Consider the following 22,262-nt stretch of genomic DNA (forward strand, 5'->3'; position numbering starts at 1 on the left):
CAGGTATTTTAGTTTATCCATTAAATGAACTCGTTGGGAATTTGATTCCATTTTCTTGAAAGGCTAGCAAATAAGCTTGATAAAACACACTTGTTAAAGCATACTGTCTGCCGTTAATGACTGAAAAATTGACCCGATAATTAAAGGTTTGATTTTCACCACGGACAATGCCATCGATATTCGGTTCTTTGGTGATTTCTTCCTGATAGTCTTGATACAATTTTGCTGTTTCGGCTTCTACGATTTTCATAATTTCTTTGATACGACTTTCATCATCGATGGGTAAGTCAATCATAACAGAAATCGGTTGGCGCGATTGATTCATGACTAAACGAATTTCACTGTTCGGAATATAGTAAAGAAAACCTGTCGCGGCTCTTATCTCGGTAGAACGAATGCCAACATTATAAATAGTACCAGATATCTCCTTTTCAGGAAGTGAGATAAAATCACCTACTTCAAAATGATTTTCTAAAATAATAAAGAAACCGTTTATGACGTCAGTCACAAACTCCTGGGCACCAAAACCGAGAGCAATCCCAGCGATTCCTGCACTCGCAACGAGAGTACCTATTGGAAAACCAAACAAACTTAAAATAATATAAGCATAAATGAAATAAAGAATATAATTAAAACCATTTTTAACCAAATTAGTAATTGTAGAAACTCTTTGTTTAGATGACCGGCGTGTCCCTTTACTGATATGAGTTGCTAGTCGATCTGTCAGAAGATGATTAATAATATAACGTAGTATAATAAATAATATCGTAAAGAGCACTAGTTGGATGATTACCTCAACTAAATCAACAGCCATTTCTCCCCATCGATTTGAAAAGAGTGTTCGTAATTCATCCCATAATGTTAATTCGATGTCTACTTCAAGTTCTTCCATTGGATAACCTCCTATCAGTTTTTTTACTTCTTTATCTTAACATATAAGTCAGCTTTGAAGAATAAATAAAATTTTAAAAAAATTTATTTGTTGAAAAGTGTTTTCAATTGTAAGAATACATCTTTCATGCTATATTAAATATAGATTTTAACAGTAAAGGAGTGAGGAACAAGCATGACATTAGGTGGTATAGCAGGCTTGATTGCAGCGATAGCATTTGCTGTTTTAGTTGTATTTATTTGCCTCAATTTAAGTAAATTATCAAAAATTATGGAAGATATTCAAAAAACGGTTCAACATGTTAATTCAACAATTGATGTTGTTACTAAAGATGTTGATAATTTATCAATCGAGGTAGAAGGATTATTAAATAAAGCAAATACTTTAGTTGACGATGTGAACGGTAAATTAGGGAAGACAGATCCGTTATTTACTGCAATTGGTGATTTGGGTGTGACTGTATCTGATTTAAATGAATCGACCAAAGATATGGCAAGTAATTTAGTTCATGGTGTTCAAAAGAAAAGAAAGAACCCTATTGATCGATTTGTTAAGACAGCCAAAGGATTTACAAAAACAAAAGATTACGTCAATCCTACTGAAGTAGCAGATTCAACAACTGAAGATTCAGCTGCTTTAACTCAGTTACAAAAAGAATTAGAAAGCTTAGCTAAAAATTCTCCTTCGAAAACCGCAGGGGAAATTACAATTAAATAAAGAATAGGAGATGTGTAATAATGGGAAGAAGAGATAATAGTAATGGGAAGTTTCTTTTAGGTGCAATGTTTGGGGCTTCAATCGCAGGAATCACTGCTTTGTTATTTGCACCAAAATCCGGTAAAGAATTACGCGAAGATATTTCCAAAGAAGTAGATTTAATGGTTGATAAAGCAAGTGATTATACTGATTACGCAGTAGAACGCAGTGTAGAAATGTATGATGCAGCGGCTGATGCCACTGAAGATATTAAAGTTAATTTGAAAAAATCAACGGATAATATTAAAAAACAATTCGGTGACTTAAAAGAAGATGCCAAAGATGAATGGAATCACTTAAAACATTCAGTCAATGAATCGGGTGAACGTCTTGCAGAAGAAACAGAAGATACGAAAGATAGTTTATCTGAATTCGGCGATGTTTTAGCAGATGAAACCAAACGCGTAGCGGATGAAGTAGCGGATGGAACGAGCCGTGTGGTTGATGAAGCGGGCGATCAAGCAGAAGATGTTGCTGATGAAGCAAAAGATGCGTATAATGAAGTAAAAGATGCTGCTGAGGATGCAGCTGACAAGGCTTAATTTTAAAATCGCTGGTCTTTGTTATAAAGTCCAGCGGATTCTTTTATTCAAAATCCTGATAAAATATTCTAATAAAACACACTGTTTTCTCTAAGATTATTCAAAAACCATTTTCACTTACTCATTGATGAGACAAATTTTAAATGTAAATAAAACGCTTGCATGTTGATGAGCAATATGTTAAATTATTTTTGAAAGAGTATTTTAATTGGAAGTGGGGATCTTATGGAAAAACAAACGATTACAATATATGATGTAGCCAGAGAAGCTGGCGTTTCTATGGCAACCGTTTCACGCGTTGTTAATGGGAACCCAAATGTTAAACCAAGTACACGAAAAAAAGTATCAGAAGTAATCGAGCGATTGGACTATCGTCCGAATGCCGTTGCTCGTGGATTAGCAAGTAAGAAAACAACAACCGTTGGAGTTATTATTCCAAACGTCACAGATTTATTCTATTCATCATTAGCACGTGGGATTGATGATATAGCATCAATGTACAAATACAATATTATCTTAGCAAACTCTGATGAAAATCGTGAAAAAGAAGTTCAAGTATTAAATACTTTACTAGCTAAACAGGTTGACGGAATAATTTTTATGGGAAGCACCATCGATGAGGCTATTTTAAAAGAGTTAAGAAGAACGACTACTCCAGTTGTATTAGCTGGAACCGTGATTTCTGAACCTGATATTTTATCAGTCAATATTGATTATCGCTCAGCAACAAAAGAAGCAACGACGAAGTTACTTGAACGTAACAGAACGGTTGCCGTTGTAACAGGACCAGGCGAATATGAAATCAACAAAGATCATATTGTTGCAGGTTATCGTGATGCATTTGATTTGCATAATGTGGCATTTAATAATGACTTGGTGATTCAAAGTGAGTATACTTTTAATGACGGTGACAAAATCGTTGATTTATTATTAGATGCAGGAGCCAATGCAGTTGTTGTATCAAAAGATGAAGTGGCGATTGCTATTTTAAATACCCTTGTTGAACGTGGTATAAACGTTCCAGAGGATTTTGAAATTATTACAAGCAATAACTCGATGTTAACCCAAGTGGTACGCCCACAACTAACAAGTATCCAATTCCCGCTGTATGATATCGGTGCAGTTGCGATGCGTTTGTTGACTAAAGTAATGAATAATGAAGAAATTGATGAGCGAAAAGTTCTCTTACCTCATAAGATTTTTACACGTCAATCGACAAAATAATTATGCGAGGTTAAATCATGAAAAATTCATGGCAAAAAATTAAAATTTACATTGCAATGGGAGCACTTATTTATCAAGTCTACCAATTAAGCAAAACCTTAAGAGAAGTCAATAAAGCTAACAATTAATATTTTACCAGCTAAACATCCTAGGATGTCTAGTTGGTTTTTTTATACAAAAAAACCGAATTCTAGCTAAACTAAAATTCGGAAATTCTTTTTAAAATAAATAACTCAAAGTATACAACAAATTAAAAATCAGCAAAACTGACGAGAAATAATTAATTTTATTTTGAGCTTGGGGCTCCTTAGTTGTTGAAATGATTAAAGGTAAGACTAAAACCGCGCTGACAATTAACATCACGATTTGTGCCATAAAGTATGATTGGCTAGGTAATGAATAATAGAAAGCTAAGGCAATTGCAACTAAACTAAAAGCAAAACTTAATTTACTCACTAACTGATTTGAAATTGCTTGTGCTTTATGGCTAATAATGGATCGAAGGGATGAGTGCTCCAGTTGTAAGCCAGCATTTAAGATAACAATTGGCAATAAAGCAAATAAGAAACTGTTGGTCACTGTTTGCGTTTGTATATAAAAAGCAATCGTCTGCAAGACAAAACTATTAAAAAAGACATTTAAAACAAAATGATAAAAAGTTTGTGTAAAATCATAAGGAAAATATTGGATATGGATAAACACCAGATATAAAATCAATAATAAATTAATAATCCAATGCTGGTTCAGTAAAAAGTAAATACTCGAAGAAATAAGGATGACCTCAAGTATGGCGATAATCACGATGGAAGTAGATTTTATTTCCTTTTTAACAAACCGTATAAAAAAGTATTGATCGATTAATTGGGTACATAACACAATAAAAAAAAGAACTATAAAATCGCCCCAATTAAATTGTTGGGTTAAATTGTAGCTAACCGCAGATCCAAAAAAGAAATAGGAAAAAGGAGCTACGATTATTTTAAGTAAGGGATGTTGTAAAAACTTAATAAGTGATTTCATCAAAAAAACCTTTCATTCATACAAAATATTTATTTAAAATAGAACTGTATTTTATAGTAAAGGAATATGAAAAGATAATCAATAAGAAGAAATAGTTTTCATCAGATTGTAAGAATTTTAGCAAGTTCTACTAAAAACTAATGATTAATTTTCAATTGTTCTGTATAATCAATTGTGTTACAATTCGCAATTCCCGATAGGGTTTAATTCTTTTTGAATTCAACATGCCTTGTAACCGAAAATAAAAAGGGGGAATTTATTTGTTAGAAAGAAAGTTATTTACTTCAGAATCCGTGACAGAAGGGCATCCAGATAAGATTGCCGACCAGATTAGTGATGCAGTCTTAGATGCGATTTTAGCACAAGATTCCTGTGCTCGTGTTGCTTGTGAAACCATTGTGAATACTGGGATGGTAGTCGTTTTTGGTGAAGTGACAACGAGTGCTCAAATCGATATCCAAAAAATTGTCCGTCAAAAAATAGCTGAAATTGGTTATGTGGATGGGAAATATGGCTTTGATGCAGAAAATGTCGCTGTCTTGGTAGCACTTGATGAACAATCGGCGGATATTGCTCAAGGAGTCGACCAAGCCGTCGAAACGAGAGGATCCAACACTGAACAAGAAATTGGTGCAGGCGATCAAGGGTTAATGTTTGGTTATGCGACGAATGAAACAAAACAATTTATGCCTTTAGCCATTGAGCTCAGTCATTTATTAGCCCAACAATTAACAGCTGTCCGGAAAAATGGAATCTTAGATTATTTAGGTCCGGATGGAAAAACACAAGTAACGATTGAATATGACGAAGAAAATCAAGTTCATCGCATCCATAACTTAGTCATCAGTGCTCAACATAGTCCCGATATTGAACTGGCTCAATTGAAAGCTGATATCATCGAACATGTGATTAAACCGGTTGTTCCGGAAAATTGGCTCGATGCTGAAACAAAATACTACATTAACCCAACTGGTCGCTTTGTAATTGGAGGCCCTGTGGGGGACTCCGGTTTAACTGGACGCAAGATCATTGTTGACACCTACGGTGGATTTGCACACCATGGAGGTGGGGCGTTTTCAGGAAAAGACGCTACGAAAGTAGATCGATCTGGTTCCTATGCGGCCCGTTACATCGCCAAAAACATCGTCGCTGCTGGTCTTGCTGAACGTTGTGAAATCCAAATTGCTTATGCCATTGGTGTAGCAGAACCTGTGTCCATCATGATTGATACATTTAACAGCAGTGCATTGACCAACGATCAGCTAACTCAAATGGTTCGCCAGTTATTTACTTTAACACCGAGTGGTATTATAAAAATGCTCGATTTAAGAAAGCCAATCTATGGTCAAACAGCTGCTTATGGACATTTTGGTCGTTATGATATTGAATTTCCTTGGGAAAAATTGGACCGCGTAGATGATTTGAAAGAAGCGGCTAAACAATTCAATCTTTAATCCGTTCAATGACCAAAACAAATGGCGGATTATTCGCTTGATTAATAAGCTGATATTGTAAAACTTGAAAGAACGTTTGTGGCCAAGAGGGTAATTTTTGGAGCAAGCGTTCTTTTTCTATTTGCCCTTCAGGGTGACCAGGGTATACGACCACAATTATTTTACCCCCTTTAACTAAATATCGCTGCATCTTTTCTAAAGCTTCCATGGTTGAATCTGCTCGTGTTGTGATAGAGTGATCTCCTTTGGGTAAATAACCTAAATTAAAAATTGCCCCATGAATTTGAGCGTCATTTTCTAAATATTGTTCAATATTAGCATGTGAATCCAAAATGAATTGATGGTTTGTAGCAGTGGTATTTATTTGATTGATCTTGGCTTGGCTTGTTTCCAAGGCTTGTTCTTGAATATCAAAAGCGAGTAAAGAACCTTTAAAGTCGGGATGTTGCATAAGATATAGACTATCGTGACCATTACCAAGGGTAGCATCAATAAATTGACCTTTTGGAAAATGTTGAATCAATTCATCCAGAATAAAATGAGAGTATTGAATAGCGTTTAACATAGAATCTCCTTTACATTACATAACTGTGACAAATATTACTTTTATTAAAAGTAGACTAAAAGACAACGATTTATGTATTTTTTATGAATTTATTTTATATAATTGATGAACGAGAAACAATCATTAAGATTGGGAGGAAATTGAATTGAGTCTTAAACGTCAAGATATCATTGATTCTAAAAATGCGCTAAGAAAGCTATACTATACAAAACAAATTATGACGACTGTTAATAAAGGTCTCGTTTTGCTTAGTGCGACTGCTGTTTTAACACAAGTAGCGACACAGCCCACAAAGGTAGAGGCTAATGATTCTGTCTTTACGACACGTGTTAGCAAATCGACCTTTTTATCTACTATTTCTGAGCATGCGCGTGCCATTGCTGCTAGCAATAATCTATATGCATCTGTCATGATTGCACAAGCTGCTTTGGAAACAGGCTGGGGTAATAGTACATTAGCTCAAGCACCTTACAATAATTTATTCGGAATTAAAGGTATTTATAATGGAAATTCCGTTGACATGAACACACTTGAAGATGATGGGACAGGTTCTTATTATGGCATTGTCGATTCATTTAAAATGTATCCTTCAATTGCGGAATCTTTAGCTGATTATGCTGATGTTATTATTGGCACAGGGTCACAATGGCGAGCTGAATTCTATTCAGGAGCTCGTTATAGCAATACGACCTCTTATCAAGATGCAACAGCACATTTAACAGGTCGGTATGCTACAGATACGCGCTACGGCAGTAAATTAAATCAGATTATTGAAGAAAATAACTTAACGCAATATGATATGATTCGCGAGGGGACCACACCGGTAGTGACAAATCCACCTGCTGAAGCAGTAACCCCGCCAAGCAATGGTAAAACTTACCGTGTTGTTGCAGGTGACACTTACTGGTCATTGGCGAAAAGATTTGGTATAACCGTAGCGGCTTTACAAAGCGCGAACAACGCAACAAATTCAAACCTTTTAATTGGAATGACATTAAATATCCCTGTTGCTGGCGCTGAACAAGGTGGGAATGAAACAACCACTCCTGAAGTTGAAACCCCAGTAACGCCAACACAACCTGAAGATAATAAAACAGAAACGCCAACAACGAGTTCAAATGTCTATGTTGTTAAATCTGGCGATACCTTCTGGTCTATTTCTAAAAAATATGGAACAACTGTTGCGAATTTATATGCTTTAAATGGTACAACTTCTAGTGCATTGCGCGTTGGACAAGCCATTAAAGTCCCTGGACAAGCTGATCCAACAACTAAACCAGAAGAAAATAATGCGAATCAAAACAATAATAACAATAGTAATAATGGTAACAACAACCAAAATAATAATACGCCAACACCAACACAACCAACAGCTAATACCTATACCGTTAAAGCTGGTGATACCTATTGGGCCTTGGCACAACGTTTTGGGACGACAGTTGCTAGTTTACAACAATTAAATGGTACAACATCAAGCAATTTAAGTGTTGGACAAAGTCTAAAAGTTCCATCAACGACATCGAATAGCAATGGAAATAATAGTAACCAATCGAATAATAGCAACAACAATTCAAATACCCCAACGAAACCAGTTGAAAACAAACCTACCGTTCCAAGTAACAACAATACCAATGGTTCATATGTTGTCAAAGCTGGCGATACTTATTGGGCAATTGCTAATCGTTATAATACAACCGTTGCAAACTTGCAAAGCTTAAACAATGCTACTAGTTCACTCTTATCTGTTGGTCAAACATTAGTTGTTCCAACTCAATCAACAATTGTTACTACACCAACTGTTACTGCACCAACTGAAAACAAGCTTGAAACAGTAACGCCAGTTGAAGAAGTTGTCACAGAAGTTGAAGAAACTGTTGTTGAAACGGCTACTCCAGAAGTGGTTGTTGAAACGGCTACTCCAGAAGTGGTTGAGGAAACAATAACTGAAGATGTGGCTGAAGTAGTCCAACAACATACGGTCAAAGCTGGTGAAACACTTTATTCTATCGCAAAACGTTATAACTTAAATGTTTATGATCTAATTGCACAAAATGGTGGAACAGTTATTCGTATTGGACAAGTGATTAGCTGGTAAGCGACTTGAAAGAATGCTAAAAGCATGATATGGTAATCAAGAATTAAATAATAAACTGTAGTAGAAATAGTAGGAAGTCATCCAGTAATAGAGAGCTTATGTGTGGTGGAAATAAGTCTGGAAAGCTTTTGAACTCATCTATGTTGGGCTATTTTGAATAAAGTAGAAATAGACGCTTAAGCTGTGTTATAGCTACTGAGGTAAATAAGTTTAGGTTATTTACGAACATAGGTGGTACCGTGCATGATTGCGCCCTATATTATTTAGTTTAACTAGATAATGTAGGGTTATTTTTATAGAGATATTTATTTTATGGAGGAAGAAAATGACTTATCAACATCGAATTATTGAATCAAAATGGCAGCAATATTGGGAAGACAAAAATATTTTTAAAACAGAAGACCGAGGGGTAGATTATCCTTCGTATTATGTTTTAGATATGTTTCCTTATCCATCAGGTAAAGGTTTACATGTTGGGCATGCCAAACCTTATACAGCGACTGATATTATTGCTCGTATGAAACGTGCGCAAGGTTATGATGTTTTGCATCCAATGGGATGGGATGCTTTTGGATTACCGGCTGAGCAATATGCTTTGGATACAGGGAATGATCCAGCGGTATTTACTGAGGAAAACATTCAGACTTTTAAACGTCAAATCAATGAGTTAGGTTTTTCTTACGATTGGGATCGTGAAGTGAATACAACGGATCCAGATTTTTATAAATGGACGCAGTGGATATTTATTCAATTGCTTGAAAAAGGTTTGGCATACCAAACAGATGTGATGGTTAACTGGTGTCCAGCTCTTGGAACGGTTTTAGCCAATGAAGAAGTTGTTGATGGGGTTTCAGAACGTGGGGGGCATCCTGTGTTCCGTAAACCAATGCGTCAATGGGTATTGAAAATTACAGAATATGCGGATCGTTTGTTAGAAGATTTAGAAGAGTTAGATTGGCCTGAAAGTCTAAAAGAAATGCAACGTAATTGGATTGGAAAGTCTGAAGGTGCTTTGATTAACTTCCCAGTTGTTGGTAAAGATCAAATTATTCAAACTTATACAACCAGACCGGATACGCTTTTTGGTACGTCGTATATTGTAGTGGCTCCTGAGGGAGATTTGGCTAAAGGATTGATTACGCCAGATCAAGAAGAAGAAGCATTAGCCTACATTAGCCAAGTAGAGTCTAAATCAGAATTAGAGAGAACGTCATTGACGAAGGAAAAAACTGGTGTGTTCTCAGGTTCTTATGTTATCAATCCTGCAACGAATGAAGAAATTCCCGTTTGGATTGCTGAATATGTAATCGCATCTTATGGAACAGGAGCGGTAATGGGGTCTGCTGGTCATGACAGCCGTGACTTTGAGTTTGCGACTAAATTTAATTTACCAATTATTGAAATTATTGATGCGGGTGAACAAGGACTGCCTTATTTGGAAGATGGCATTCATGTGAACTCTGAATTTTTAAATGGTTTAAATTCAGAAGAAGCGATTACGAAAATGATTGATTGGTTGGAAGAAAATAACCATGGGGAGCGGCAAATTAATTACCGTCTGCGTGACTGGGTCTTCTCAAGACAACGTTATTGGGGTGAGCCAATTCCTGTTATTCACTGGGAAGATGGTACAACAACCGCTGTTCCAGAAGAAGAATTGCCTTTACTTTTACCAGTGACCGACAAAATCCAACCAAGTGGAACGGGTGAATCACCACTTGCTAACATTGAAGAATGGGTAAATGTTGTTGATGAGAAAACAGGCATGAAAGGGCGTCGCGAAACAAATACGATGCCACAATGGGCGGGTAGTTCATGGTACTTCTTACGCTATATGGATAATAAATCACAGGATACATTGGTTTCAAAAGAAGCGATTGAAAAATGGCATAATGTTGATTTATATGTTGGAGGTGCTGAGCATGCGGTTCTTCACTTATTATATGCTCGATTCTGGCATAAATTCCTATATGATTTAGGAATCGTTGATACAAAAGAACCATTCCAAAAGTTATTTAATCAAGGAATGATTTTAGGGTCTAATAATGACAAGATGTCGAAATCTAAAGGGAATATTGTTAATCCAGATGATGTGGTTAAGGACTATGGAGCAGATACGTTACGCTTGTATGAAATGTTCATGGGACCATTAGACGCTTCTATTGCTTGGAGTGAAAATGGTTTAGAAGGTAGTCGCCGTTTCCTAGATCGTGTATGGCGCCTGTTTGTTAATGAAGAAGAAGGTGTCTTAAATACATCGATCCAAGAAAGTGATGACAAAACATTAGAACGTGTTTACCATCAAACCGTTAAAAAAGTGACCGAAGATTATGAACAATTGCATTTTAATACGGCTATTTCACAAATGATGATTTTCTTAAATGAAGCTCGAAGTGCAGATGTTGTTCCAATGGAATATGCTAAAGGCTTTATTAAGCTATTAGCTCCAATTGCTCCGCATTTAATGGAAGAAATTTGGTCCATTATGGGTGAGATAGAAAGTGTATCACTTGCGACTTGGCCTGAATTTGTAGAAGCATTAACCATTGAAGATCAAATTGAAATAGTTATTCAAATTAATGGTAAAGTTAGAACCAAGAAAATGATTGCTTCTGATTTATCTAAAGAAGAATTAGAAAAAATTGCTTTAGAAGATGAAACCATTCAAGCTGAGATTGCCAATAAGACTCTACGTAAAGTTATTGCAGTACCAAATCGTTTAGTGAATATTGTAGCTAATTAATAACAATCAGCATAAAAATAAGGTATACTATCAATAGATAACTTTTGTCTGCAAGGAGATGAGAACCGTATGCGGAATAATTTTAATTCACGGGATAATGAATCGGATTTAGAAAAAACGATTCAGTTTACTGCGGATGATTTAAAGAAATTACGCAGTCCAAATCGTCAGCCATTGGATGGGGATTATTTTACTAATAACCAATTCAATGAAGATGATGTTGATGATGAAAATTGGCAAGAAGAATTCAGTGATGATTTGGATGCTGAAAGCGAAAATATTTATTATGATGAAGACGATCGTGTTGAAGATGCAGAAGTAAATCCATTAGGTAAAGCTGTGGATTGGGATTATGGATATGTTGAGGATTTTGAAGCCGATGACGATTCACAAATGGGTGATTGGGATAATGACTCGTATGAAGAACAGGCTGAAGTAGAAGTGAATGAAGATGCTCCTGCTGACGAAAATCCCTTTGTCTATCATTCGATTCAAAATCGTTTACGTGAATCCATTGAAAAAGAAAAGTATGAGGATTTAAAAGAAAAAGAAGAACGGAAGAAAAATAGCTTTTTTAATACTTTATTTTCTAGTGACAATCAGGTGAAATATAGCACGCAGAAAATTGATGATTTAGATGATTATAATCAATTTGATGAATCGGATGATGAAGACTTTGATGAAAGTCTAGATACTTTTGTTCCAGAATATAATGAAGCGGATGTCACTATTGATGAATCTTATGAAGAGGAAATTTATGATCAAGTTTCTGCGGCGAGTTCAGATTTTCAAATGGATGACTTTATAGAAGAAGAAGCCGCAAATGCTGAAGTGAACTCGGAAGAAAAAGCAAAACCTTCTTTTTTCAGTCGTTTGTTTAATCGTAATCGAACAGAGGTCGTAGATGAGCAGGATGATTTTTCGGGTGTGATTGAAGTGCCTCAGGAAGATTCGGATACGGAAGTTGAATTTGAAAATGATGATGTGGCGCCGATGGATGAAGCTATTCAAGAGGATTTAACGGAGGATGAATCCGTTGAAGAAGAGATTCCTGAAGAAGTTGTTCAAGAAGCATCAACAGAAGCTGAAGTTGTAACTCAGCAGAAGTTACCTCGAAAAGCCTCTAAAGGTAAAAATAAGAAAAAACGTAAGCATGGTAAATCAGCTGCAAAAACAGAAGTTGCACCTGCGCCAATGGTAGCTAAAGAAGAAGTAGATGCTGAAATAAATCCAACGTCTGATGAAATTATAGCTGAAGAAAATCAAGTTGATGAAAGTCAGTTTGAAGAAGTTGCTGAAATAATAGAAGCAGCTGAAGTAAATGAAGTTAAAGATAAAGACCTGAAAAAAGAAGCCAAGGAATTTGGTGAAAAGGTGAGTCAAGCAACCGCACATTATCAAGAACCCCTCATTACAGATGCAAGTTTAAATGAGATGCGTGGTCAAGAAGATATTGTGGTTGAAAACAAAATGGAAGACCAGGCAGAAAATCGCTTTGCGAAAGGCGCTGCATGGTTATCCATTGGGAATATTGTGTCACGTATTATCGGCGCCTTATATGTTATTCCATGGGCTTCCATGTTGGGTGCAAACTATACGCGCGCAAACACCTTGTATAGTGTCGGTTATAAACCTTATTCCTTATTCTTAGCGGTTGCTACAGCTGGCTTCCCAAGTGCGATTGCTAAACAAATGTCGTTCTACCATTCTAAAAAAGAATATCGAGTAGCTGATAAACTCTTTAAAAATAGTATGTATATTATGCTATTAACAGGTCTTGTCAGTTCATTGATCTTATTTTTTGCTGCACCATTTCTAGCGGGAATGTCGGCGACAGATAATCCAGCGGCTGGAGCGATTGTGATTCGTTCTCTAGCACCTGCCTTATTAATTTTACCGGCGATGAGTCTTTTAAGAGGCTATTTCCAAGGCTTTGATGATATGATTCCTACTGCTGTTTCGCAAATACTGGAGCAGTTTGTCAGAGTTATTTATTTATTGGTAGCAACTTATGCCGTGATGGAAGTAATGAAGGGGACAGCAACTACTGCTGTTGCGCATTCAACCTTTGCAGCTTTTGTGGGAGCTTTAATTTCTCTATTATATTTAGTCTTTATTTACTTTAGAAAACGTCCTTTAATAAAAGAGTTGATGAATGAATCCGAAAATCGAATTGATTTAGACTTTAAACAAAGTGCCAAAATAATGGTCATGGATAGTATTCCGTTTGTAATTTTAGGATCTGGGATAATCCTTGCACAAATTATTGATACCTACTCATTTAGACAAATCATTCAAGCTACATCAACGATGTTACTGAGTGATATTAGTGAGTTGTATGGGGTACTAAGTCTGGATGTGGACAAATTAGTGATGATTATTATTTCGCTAGCCATTGCGATTGCATCATCATCCGTTCCATCGGTAACAAGTTTGTTTGCTCAAAAAGATTATCCAAGAACCAGTCGTTTAATTCAAAATATTGTAACGGTCTTTTCATTTATCATGTTACCTGCAGCCGTTGGTTTAGCAAGTATTGCTAACAATATGTATTTCTTCTTCTATCCATTAGGAAATGAACAAGGACCAACTGTTTTGATCTTGGGAGCATATCTAAGTATTGTTCTCGGTGCTTATACGATTCTTTCTACCGTCCTTCAATCGATGAACTTTAGACGGATTGCCGTGAGATATTTATTAATTGGGCTGGTATTAAAAGTCATTTTACAATTCCCATTTGTAGCCTTATTACATGCGAATGGGGCGCAATTGGCCACACTGTTTGCTTTCCTAATTACGACTGTCTTAATGTGGATTAAAATCCATAGCACCATCATCATTGATTATGTTTCCTTAGCGAAAGATTTAGTGGTGATTGTTGCTAGTACAGCTTTAATGGGGATTTCAACCTCACTATGGAATACTGTTTTTGATATGATGTTTGGACCTGTTGGACGATTGCTTACTTTTGTGAAAATTATGTTAGTTGTCCTTATTGGTATGTTAGTTTACTTAGGTATTATGGCTTTATTTGGTAAATTAGACATCCTTATAGGGAATCGCTATAAGAATTTACAAGATAAAATGCAGGTGTTTTATTAATGCGAATTGATCGATTTTTAGCCAATGAAGGTCTTGGTTCAAGAAAAGAAGTGAAGCAACTTCTAAAAGCCGGTCTTGTGAAAATCAATGATATAGTTGTTAAATCACCTAACCAACACCTTGATGTTGAAACGGATGAAGTAACGTTGAATGATCATCTAATTAGCTATCAACCTTTTGTGTATTTGATGTTGAATAAGCCACAAGATGTCGTGAGTGCGACTCAAGACAATCTTCACCCAACAGTGATCGATTGTCTTGATGGTGCTTACGGTCATTTAGAACTTTTTCCTGTTGGTCGATTAGATATCGACACAACAGGATTGCTTTTGTTAACGAATGATGGGCAATTTGCACACCGAATTCTTTCACCGAAAAACAAAATACCTAAAACCTATGCAGCGAGGGTTACAGACGAAGTGACAGCTGAAGATCAAGAAGCATTTGCTTCTTCTATGGACTTAGGCGATTTTGTAGCCATGCCTTCTGAGTTAGAGATTTTAGGCTATGATGCTGATTTAAATCAAACGGATACACACGTCACTATTTATGAAGGTAAATTTCATCAAGTAAAACGCATGTTTGAAAAAGTAGGCAAGGAAGTACTTCAGTTGGAACGCCTCCAAATGGGATCGCTCGTTTTAGATGAAAATTTAGACTTTGGTCGGTGGCGTGAATTAAGTGAAACTGAATTAGAACATTTATTAAGTAATTTATAACATGCTAGGAGGAGAAAAATGGAAAATATTAATTGGTTAAAAGAAGTTGAATCGCGACAAGATGCACTGATTGAAGATTTGTTTCGTCTATTAAAGATTGATTCTGTTCGTGATGATGAAAAAGCAACAGCTGAGGCTCCTGTGGGACCTGGTCCATTAGCTGCCTTGGAAGAATTTCTAACAATGGCTCAAGAAGATGGTTTTGAAACCAAACAATTTGGACCTTGGGCAGGTCGTGTAGAAATTGGTTCTGGTGATGAACTAATGGGGATTTTAGGTCACGTTGACGTTGTTCCAGCAGGAAGTGGCTGGGAAACTGATCCATTTGAACCTGTTATCAAAGATAATCGTATTTATGCTCGTGGTTCAAGTGATGACAAGGGACCAACTGTAGCAGCTTATTTTGCAATTAAATTATTACGTGAATTAGGTGTTGAATTTAATAAACGTGTGCATTTAATTATTGGTACCGATGAAGAGAGTGGTTGGCAATGTATGGACCACTACTTTAAAGAAGCTGAAATGCCTGATTTTGGTTTTTCACCTGATGCGAATTTCCCGATTATTAATGGTGAAAAAGGGAATGTATCAGCGATATTTACTTTTCCGCAAGTTGAAATAACTACGGTTGGTTATTCCTTAGTTTCATTCAAAGCTGGTTTGCGTCCAAACATGGTACCCGAAGATGCAAAAGCAGTTATTGAAGGATCGAATATTGAATTTATTCAAGAAAGTTTCGAGATATTTGTTGAACAACATGAGGACATTACAGCTGAATCGTCTGTAAGTGAAAACCGCATTGAACTAACGGTTTACGGAAAATCTGCTCACGGTTCAACGCCAAGTAAAGGGGTTAACTCAGCGACTTATTTAGCAAACTTTTTACAAAAATTCGAATTTAACAGCACGTCAGCAGGCGACTTTGTGCACTTATTAAGCCAATTGTTACATCTAAACTTTAATGGCGCTAAATTGGGTGTTGCCCATCACCACGAGGTAATGGGAGATGTCAGCATGAATGTGGGGATTGCTAACTTTGATATCGAAAAAGGTGGCAAAATCGATGCGAACTTCCGCTTCCCTGAAGGAACTGACCCTGAAACCATGTTAGGTCAAATAAATACCGCAGTTGAAAACTTTAGAGTAAACGTTGATATGACTGATGGGAAAGAGCCTCACTATGTACCAGCTGATGATCCATTAGTTGAAACATTATTAGATGTTTATCACAAACAAACTGGCTTTGAAGCGCATGAACAAAGTATCGGTGGCGGAACTTACGGGCGTTTGATGCCTCGTGGTGTAGCCTATGGGGCTTTATTCCCAGATTCAATTGACACCATGCATCAAGCCAATGAGTTTTTAGCGCTTGAAGATTTAACACGTGCGACTGCCATTTATGCAGAAGCAATTTACCGTTTAACACGATGAGTCGATTTGAAGCAAGCATTACATCCAAAAAAAATATGCAGTTGAAAAATTGGCGCAAGCTGAAGACGGCTAAAGGCCGCCAGCAAGCGCAGAGATATTTAATTGAAGGATGGCATTTGGTTGAAGAGGCAATTGCTAACGAGGCGGGCATTGAAACCGTGATTGTGAGTGAGGCCAATGTGGGAATTTTCTACGAGACTTTCACAACCTTGGCTGCTCCGGTCGAAATCATTTCAGATTTCCTGGTCGAAGAAATTGCTGAAACCCGGACGTCGCAAGGTGTTTTTGCTGTGTTACGATTGCCAGAAGTCGATGAAACTTGGGAACCCACCGCTAATAAATATCTCCTGATCGACAGTGTACAAGATCCTGGCAACTTAGGAACCATGATTCGTACGGCTGATGCAGCCGGATTTGATGGGATTATTTTAGGTGAAGGCACCGTTGATTTATTTAATGATAAAGTGGTCCGTGCGACCCAAGGTTCTTTATGGCATTTGGATATTCAAATGATGCCACTGGAAAAGGCTATTAGCTTGTTTAAAGCTAAGGGGATAGCTGTTCTAGCGACGGCTTTGCATCAAAATGCCTTAGACTATCGGCGAGTGGAATTCGATGAGGGAAAAGTTGCAATTGTTGTGGGCAATGAAGGTAATGGGGTACAAGCGTCCCTTTTAGACTTAGCGGATCAATTAATTTACATTCCGATGCATGGTCAGGCAGAATCTTTGAACGTTGCGGTTGCGGCAGCTGTTTTAATGTTTCATTATATTGTGTAAGTGTAAAAGTGTTTTATTACGATTTGCAGTCAAACTCAATAATGAAGCGCTTTCTGTAATAAGTTGACCTATTTTTTAATTAAATCTTTACAATATATTCACACAACATTTACAATCATTGGGTATAATAAAGGAGTAAGTTAAAAATGTGGAGGAATGCTGTTAATGACGAAAAAGTGGCAATCAGATGCTGATTATCAAACGTTAATTGAAGATTTAATCGAACATGTTGATGTTCAAAAATTGGAATCATATGTTCATCATAAAGTAACCAATCGTTTAGCTCATTCACTCTCAGTGTCATATCGTAGCTACCTTTGGGCAAAACGGTTTAATTTGGACACACGTGCTATCGCTAGAGCTGGTTTGTTACATGATCTATTCTTTTACGAAGGCTGTAACAAGCATGAAGTAGGCGGTAGAGGACACAATTATGAACATCCAAGAATTGCTTTAGAAAATGCATTAAAAATTACAGCATTGTCGGAAAAAGAGCAAGATATTATTGTCAAACATATGTTTGGTACAACCCTAGCGGCACCAAAATACGCTGAAAGTCTGATCGTAAGTTTGATCGACAAGCAATGCTCTATTATGGAAGTTAGTGGTGGCATCCGCGATGCAATATTCAATCGCTATCGCACTGCGTCATCTTTCTTCAGACGACAATTATCATTTAGTCCAGCCTATAGCAGTGAACAACACTATATGCAGATTGACGAAAATGAATTTAATCGTTATACTAAATAAAAATTTAAATAAATATCTCCAGCGATGATGAAATCCAGATACAATGCAACCACAGGGAAACTTAGCCTAGACTGAAACTAAGTTACGTCAGTCATTTTATCTTTTCAATTTCAGAGCTTATCTGTAAAAAATATTATTATATTTGAAAAGGATACCGCCAATCACGGTTATGATATTCGAGTGCTAACCTCTAAGTAGGTTAGAACGAGGGTGGTACCACGATGATTCGTCCCTATTTATAGGGGCGGATTTTTTGTTTTATCGAGAGTTTTGTGTATTGTGTGGGTTGGTGCTGTGGTGAGATGGTGAATGGGTTTACGTGGTATAAATGCGGATTAATGTGGGTGAAGAGTGGGTTTACCTGAGATATGAGCGGGTTAATGTCGGTGAACGATAGCGTTGACATACATTAAGTTGATTTAATGTGTGTGAAAGGTTGTGTTGACATACAATAACGAATTTTAATGTAGGTCAAAAGTGTAAGTGACATACATTAAATAAAGTAAATTCATGATAATATGCATAAATCAAGAAAATTATCAAACGCGAACCCAACAAAAGGAATTACTTCCCTGCGTTAACCCAAAGAGTAACAAACAAACTGACAACCAACCACCCGTACACCAAAAACCATCTCATCTCACCAAAAATAAATTAATAATCAAATCAAAACGATTTGAATTGGAGGGATTAAAGAATGAGCGATCATTTAAAGGAAAGTACAGAAGAAATTCTAGCGATGGAAACTGTTGCGATTGATGAAATCAACGCCAGTGAGTCGTTAAAAGATTTAGATGCGATACGTGTCAAATATATTGGGAAAAAAGGAAAGCTGACGGATATCTCTAAAGTCATGCGTCACTTGAGTAATGAAGAACGTCCCCAACTTGGGCAAGCCATGAATCAATTCAAAGATAACTTCAATACGGCATTAGAAGCACACAAAGAAAAGCTAGAAGAACAAGCCTTAGCAGAAAAACTGGCTTCTGAAAAAATTGATGTGACACTTCCAGGTAAGCAACCACTAAGAGGAAGCCGTCATATTATTACGCAAATTATGGAAGAAATCGAAGATTTATTTATTGGGATGGGTTATCAAGTAATTGAAGGACCTGAAGTAGAAACCGATAGTTACAACTTTGAGAAAATGAATTTACCGAAAAACCATCCGGCGCGTGATATGCAAGATACCTTCTACATTGACGAAGAAACCCTACTACGGACGCATACATCACCAGTTCAAGCACGGACAATGGAAGAACACGATTTTGAAAAAGATGGTCCATTGAAAATGATTAGTCCTGGGAAAGTCTTCCGCCGTGATACAGACGATGCGACGCATTCGCACCAATTCCACCAAATTGAAGGGCTTGTTGTCGATAAAAACATCACACTCGCTGACTTAAAAGGAACCTTATTACAATTTGTCCAAGCACTTTTCGGAGAAGACCGTGAAATTCGTTTGCGTCCTTCTTACTTCCCATTTACGGAACCTTCAGTGGAAGTCGATGTATCTTGTTTCAAATGTGGTGGGGAAGGCTGTAATGTATGTAAGCAAACGGGCTGGATTGAAATCCTAGGATCCGGTGTTGTTCACCCAGATGTACTGGAAATGTCTGGTATTGATTCAACTCAATATTCCGGTTTTGCCTTCGGTTTAGGTCAAGAACGGGTGGCAATGTTGAAATACAATATTGACGATATTCGTCATTTCTACCAAAACGATTTACGTTTCTTATCACAATTTAGAGGAGGGGACAATTAATGCAATTATCAATGGAATGGCTAAGTGACTTTCTAGATTTATCCGCATGGTCCGGCAAAAAACTCGCCGACGCCATGTCACTCACAGGAATTGAAGTGGAAGGCGTTGAAAACCTCGCCGATCAACTTTCAAATTTAGTCGTTGGAGAAGTTGTTGAAATGAGCCCAATGCCTGACAGCGACCATTTAAAAATCACCCAAGTAAATATCGGTGCCGATCAACCGCTACAAATTGTTTGTGGTGCGCCTAACGTCCACGAAGGAGCCAAAGTAATTACCGCTATTGATGGAGCGACACTACCCAATGGCATGCAAATTACAAAAACAGAATTACGCGGTGTTGAATCAAACGGGATGCTATGTTCACTGCAAGAAATTGGCTTTAGTGATCGTGTAGTCGCCAAAAAATATGCGGATGGGATATTTATTTTATCGGAAGATGCGCCAGTAGGTGCAGATGTGATTGACTACTTAAAATTGGATGATCCGATTCTTGAACTTTCAATCACACCTAACCGTGCCGATGCCTTAAGTATGCGCGGGTCGGCTTATGAAGTGGGTGCCATTGTTGAACAAACACCTACATTCAAGCCTCTCACTACAGAAAACACCATCAATGAGTCAGACTTGTTCGATGCAGTTTCAATCAGTATTGAAAGTCCAGAATTATCACAAGCCTATCAGTTACGTCTCATCGAAAATGTGACGATTAAAGAAAGCCCAGTTTGGCTACAAATTCGCTTGATGAAAGCTGGAATCCGTCCAACTAACAATGTCGTTGATGTGACCAACTATTTCCTTCTATTATATGGCCAACCAATGCATGCGTTTGACTATGATCAATTAGCAAACAAACACATTAATGTTAGCCGTGCTAAAGAAGATACAAACTTCACTACTTTGGATGGTGTTGAGCGTAAATTATCTAGTCAAGATGTACTCATCCAAGCAGGTGACGAAGCGGTTGCTATGGCAGGCGTTATGGGTGGCCTAGATTCAGAAGTAACGGATGAGACGACCAATGTCTTACTAGAAACAGCTGTTTTTAATGCACAAAACGTCCGTAAAACATCCAAGGCTTTCAATTTACGTTCAGAATCAAGCTTAAGATTTGAAAAAGGTACGAATCTGGCGACGATTACCGAATCCGGAGATCAAGCAGGGATATTTATTGCTAATTTAACAAACGGAAAGGTTGTTGCAGGACATAAGGAAGCCAGCACGCTTGAAGTGGCTGACAAGGAAATTACGGTTCCGTTGGCTTCAATCGAAAACAAAATTGGCATTACTGTTACGAACGAAGAATTACAACACATTTTTGACCGTCTTGGATTCAAAGTAAATATCACGGCAGACGACTTTACAGTGACTGTTCCACCAAGAAGATGGGATATTACCATTGAAGCAGATGTGCTTGAAGAAGTTGCTCGGATATATGGCTACGATAAGATTCCTACTACTTTACCGACTGTGCCAATTACACCAGGTAAATTGAGTCCGCGCAAAAAAGCTATTCGTCATATCCGCCATGTCTTGGAAGGCTACGGCTTAAATGAAGTTATTAGTTATATTTTAACGTCTGAAGCAGAAGCAAACTTAATTAAATCACAAGACTATCCATTTGTTCGTTTATCTTTCCCGATGAGTGAAGAACGTTCTATTTTACGCCAAAGTTTATTTGCTAGTTTCCTAGAAATCGCGCAATATAATCGGGCACGTAGAAATAAACCGCTTGCTTTTTATGAAGTGGGTAAAGTTTATTACGGACAAGGAAAAAATGTTCAACCGATTGAAAGCGAACGCTTAGCAATTTTAATTTCAGGTTCACTGACAAATAAAAACTGGCATTCAGATGAAGAAGTCGTTGATTTCTATAGTATCAAAGGGATGCTAGATGGCTACTTTGACAGTATTCGTTTAAGCAGTGATATTTATTATAAGGAAGAAGCGGAGATGGATGCGATGCATCCAGGGCGGACAGCGACTGTTTGGTTAGCTGATCAACAGATTGGTTATGTGGGGCAAATTCATCCGACAGTGGCGCGAAATCATGACTTAGAAGTGAATACCTATTTTGCGGAAATTGATTTGGATCTTATTTTCAGTGTTGAAAAAGATTTAACAACGCAAAGTCCGATACCAAAATATCCAGCGGTATCGCGTGATATTGCCTTATTGGTTAATGATGATGAAACTCATGCGAATTTAGAAGCCAAAATGTACGAACAAGCAAGTTCAATCCTAAAATCGATTGAATTGTTTGACCGATATCAAGGGGATTCCATTGGTGCAGGTAAAGTGTCCTTGGCTTATCATTTAACTTTCCAAGATCCTAACCGTACCTTAACCGATGACGATGTGAATCAAGAAATGGATAAAATTATCCGTTCGCTACAAACCATCGATGGCTTGGAAATCCGTTAGTC

General features: G+C 37.2%; 16 protein-coding genes, 1 riboswitch and 1 other annotated feature. Of the genes, 13 read left to right on the forward strand and 3 right to left on the reverse strand.

Annotated elements, in window-relative coordinates:
* Positions 1-13 precede the first annotated feature (13 nt).
* Positions 14-892, reverse strand: coding sequence for a mechanosensitive ion channel family protein (locus ACTQ54_RS05485; protein ID WP_441755134.1), 879 nt, complete (start codon positions 890-892; stop codon positions 14-16).
* Between the two features lie 174 nt (positions 893-1,066).
* On the opposite strand from ACTQ54_RS05485, the gene ACTQ54_RS05490 reads away from it, so the two are divergent.
* The 3 genes from ACTQ54_RS05490 (at position 1,067) to ccpA (ending at position 3,414) form a co-directional block, all read left to right on the forward strand.
* On the forward strand, positions 1,067-1,609 hold the full coding sequence (locus tag ACTQ54_RS05490) for a DUF948 domain-containing protein (protein WP_441755135.1): 543 nt from the start codon (positions 1,067-1,069) through the stop codon (positions 1,607-1,609).
* A 20-nt stretch (positions 1,610-1,629) separates the two neighbouring features.
* A complete protein-coding gene (locus ACTQ54_RS05495) occupies positions 1,630-2,190 on the forward strand; it encodes a YtxH domain-containing protein (protein ID WP_441755136.1) in 561 nt (186 codons plus the stop codon).
* A 225-nt stretch (positions 2,191-2,415) separates the two neighbouring features.
* Complete coding sequence (ccpA, locus tag ACTQ54_RS05500; protein WP_441755137.1) at positions 2,416-3,414, forward strand: catabolite control protein A; 999 nt, start codon at positions 2,416-2,418, stop codon at positions 3,412-3,414.
* 219 nt (positions 3,415-3,633) lie between these two features.
* Here the strand turns inward: ccpA and ACTQ54_RS05505 are convergent, their stop codons facing one another.
* Complete coding sequence (locus ACTQ54_RS05505) at positions 3,634-4,434, reverse strand: hypothetical protein (RefSeq protein WP_441755138.1); 801 nt, start codon at positions 4,432-4,434, stop codon at positions 3,634-3,636.
* 172 nt (positions 4,435-4,606) lie between these two features.
* Positions 4,607-4,697: riboswitch (SMK box riboswitch) on the forward strand.
* Between ACTQ54_RS05505 and metK the strand changes: the two genes are divergently transcribed.
* Positions 4,695-5,888 carry a methionine adenosyltransferase gene (gene metK / locus ACTQ54_RS05510; RefSeq protein WP_441755139.1) on the forward strand — a complete coding sequence of 398 codons (1,194 nt, stop codon included), beginning with the start codon at positions 4,695-4,697 and terminating at the stop codon, positions 5,886-5,888. (Overlaps the previous riboswitch by 3 nt.)
* Here metK and ACTQ54_RS05515 read toward each other — a convergent pair.
* The gene (locus ACTQ54_RS05515) at positions 5,878-6,453 is read right to left on the reverse strand and encodes a tRNA (mnm(5)s(2)U34)-methyltransferase (RefSeq protein WP_441755140.1); all 576 of its coding nucleotides are present in this window, start codon (positions 6,451-6,453) and stop codon (positions 5,878-5,880) included. The two genes, metK and ACTQ54_RS05515, sit on opposite strands and share 11 nt — an antisense overlap.
* Positions 6,454-6,598: 145 nt before the next feature.
* On the opposite strand from ACTQ54_RS05515, the gene ACTQ54_RS05520 reads away from it, so the two are divergent.
* From ACTQ54_RS05520 to pheT, 9 genes are all read left to right on the forward strand, one after another.
* The gene (locus ACTQ54_RS05520; RefSeq protein WP_441755141.1) at positions 6,599-8,548 is read left to right on the forward strand and encodes a LysM peptidoglycan-binding domain-containing protein; all 1,950 of its coding nucleotides are present in this window, start codon (positions 6,599-6,601) and stop codon (positions 8,546-8,548) included.
* A 47-nt stretch (positions 8,549-8,595) separates the two neighbouring features.
* Positions 8,596-8,808: a binding site (T-box leader), on the forward strand.
* A 65-nt stretch (positions 8,809-8,873) separates the two neighbouring features.
* A complete protein-coding gene (leuS, locus tag ACTQ54_RS05525; protein ID WP_441755142.1) occupies positions 8,874-11,291 on the forward strand; it encodes a leucine--tRNA ligase in 2,418 nt (805 codons plus the stop codon).
* Between the two features lie 69 nt (positions 11,292-11,360).
* A complete protein-coding gene (locus ACTQ54_RS05530; protein ID WP_441755143.1) occupies positions 11,361-14,393 on the forward strand; it encodes an oligosaccharide flippase family protein in 3,033 nt (1,010 codons plus the stop codon).
* Positions 14,393-15,112: a pseudouridine synthase gene (locus tag ACTQ54_RS05535; RefSeq protein WP_441755144.1), complete on the forward strand. Its 720-nt coding sequence runs from the start codon at positions 14,393-14,395 to the stop codon at positions 15,110-15,112. Before ACTQ54_RS05530 ends, ACTQ54_RS05535 begins: the two co-directional genes overlap by 1 nt.
* A gap of 18 nt (positions 15,113-15,130) precedes the next feature.
* Complete coding sequence (gene pepV, locus ACTQ54_RS05540) at positions 15,131-16,543, forward strand: dipeptidase PepV (RefSeq protein ID WP_441755145.1); 1,413 nt, start codon at positions 15,131-15,133, stop codon at positions 16,541-16,543.
* Positions 16,540-17,322 (forward strand): TrmH family RNA methyltransferase, encoded by a 783-nt coding sequence (locus ACTQ54_RS05545; RefSeq protein WP_441755146.1) that lies wholly within the window; start codon positions 16,540-16,542, stop codon positions 17,320-17,322. The genes pepV and ACTQ54_RS05545 overlap by 4 nt, the downstream gene beginning before the upstream one ends.
* A 165-nt stretch (positions 17,323-17,487) precedes the next feature.
* The gene (locus ACTQ54_RS05550; protein WP_441755147.1) at positions 17,488-18,072 is read left to right on the forward strand and encodes an HD domain-containing protein; all 585 of its coding nucleotides are present in this window, start codon (positions 17,488-17,490) and stop codon (positions 18,070-18,072) included.
* 739 nt (positions 18,073-18,811) lie between these two features.
* The gene (gene pheS, locus ACTQ54_RS05555) at positions 18,812-19,837 is read left to right on the forward strand and encodes a phenylalanine--tRNA ligase subunit alpha (RefSeq protein WP_441755256.1); all 1,026 of its coding nucleotides are present in this window, start codon (positions 18,812-18,814) and stop codon (positions 19,835-19,837) included.
* Entirely contained in the window at positions 19,837-22,260 is a 2,424-nt protein-coding gene (pheT, locus tag ACTQ54_RS05560) for a phenylalanine--tRNA ligase subunit beta (RefSeq protein ID WP_441755148.1), read from the forward strand. Before pheS ends, pheT begins: the two co-directional genes overlap by 1 nt.
* The last annotated feature ends 2 nt before the right edge of the window (positions 22,261-22,262 follow it).

Source organism: Fundicoccus sp. Sow4_H7 (genome assembly GCF_052115865.1).
Taxonomy (GTDB): domain Bacteria; phylum Bacillota; class Bacilli; order Lactobacillales; family Aerococcaceae; genus Fundicoccus_A.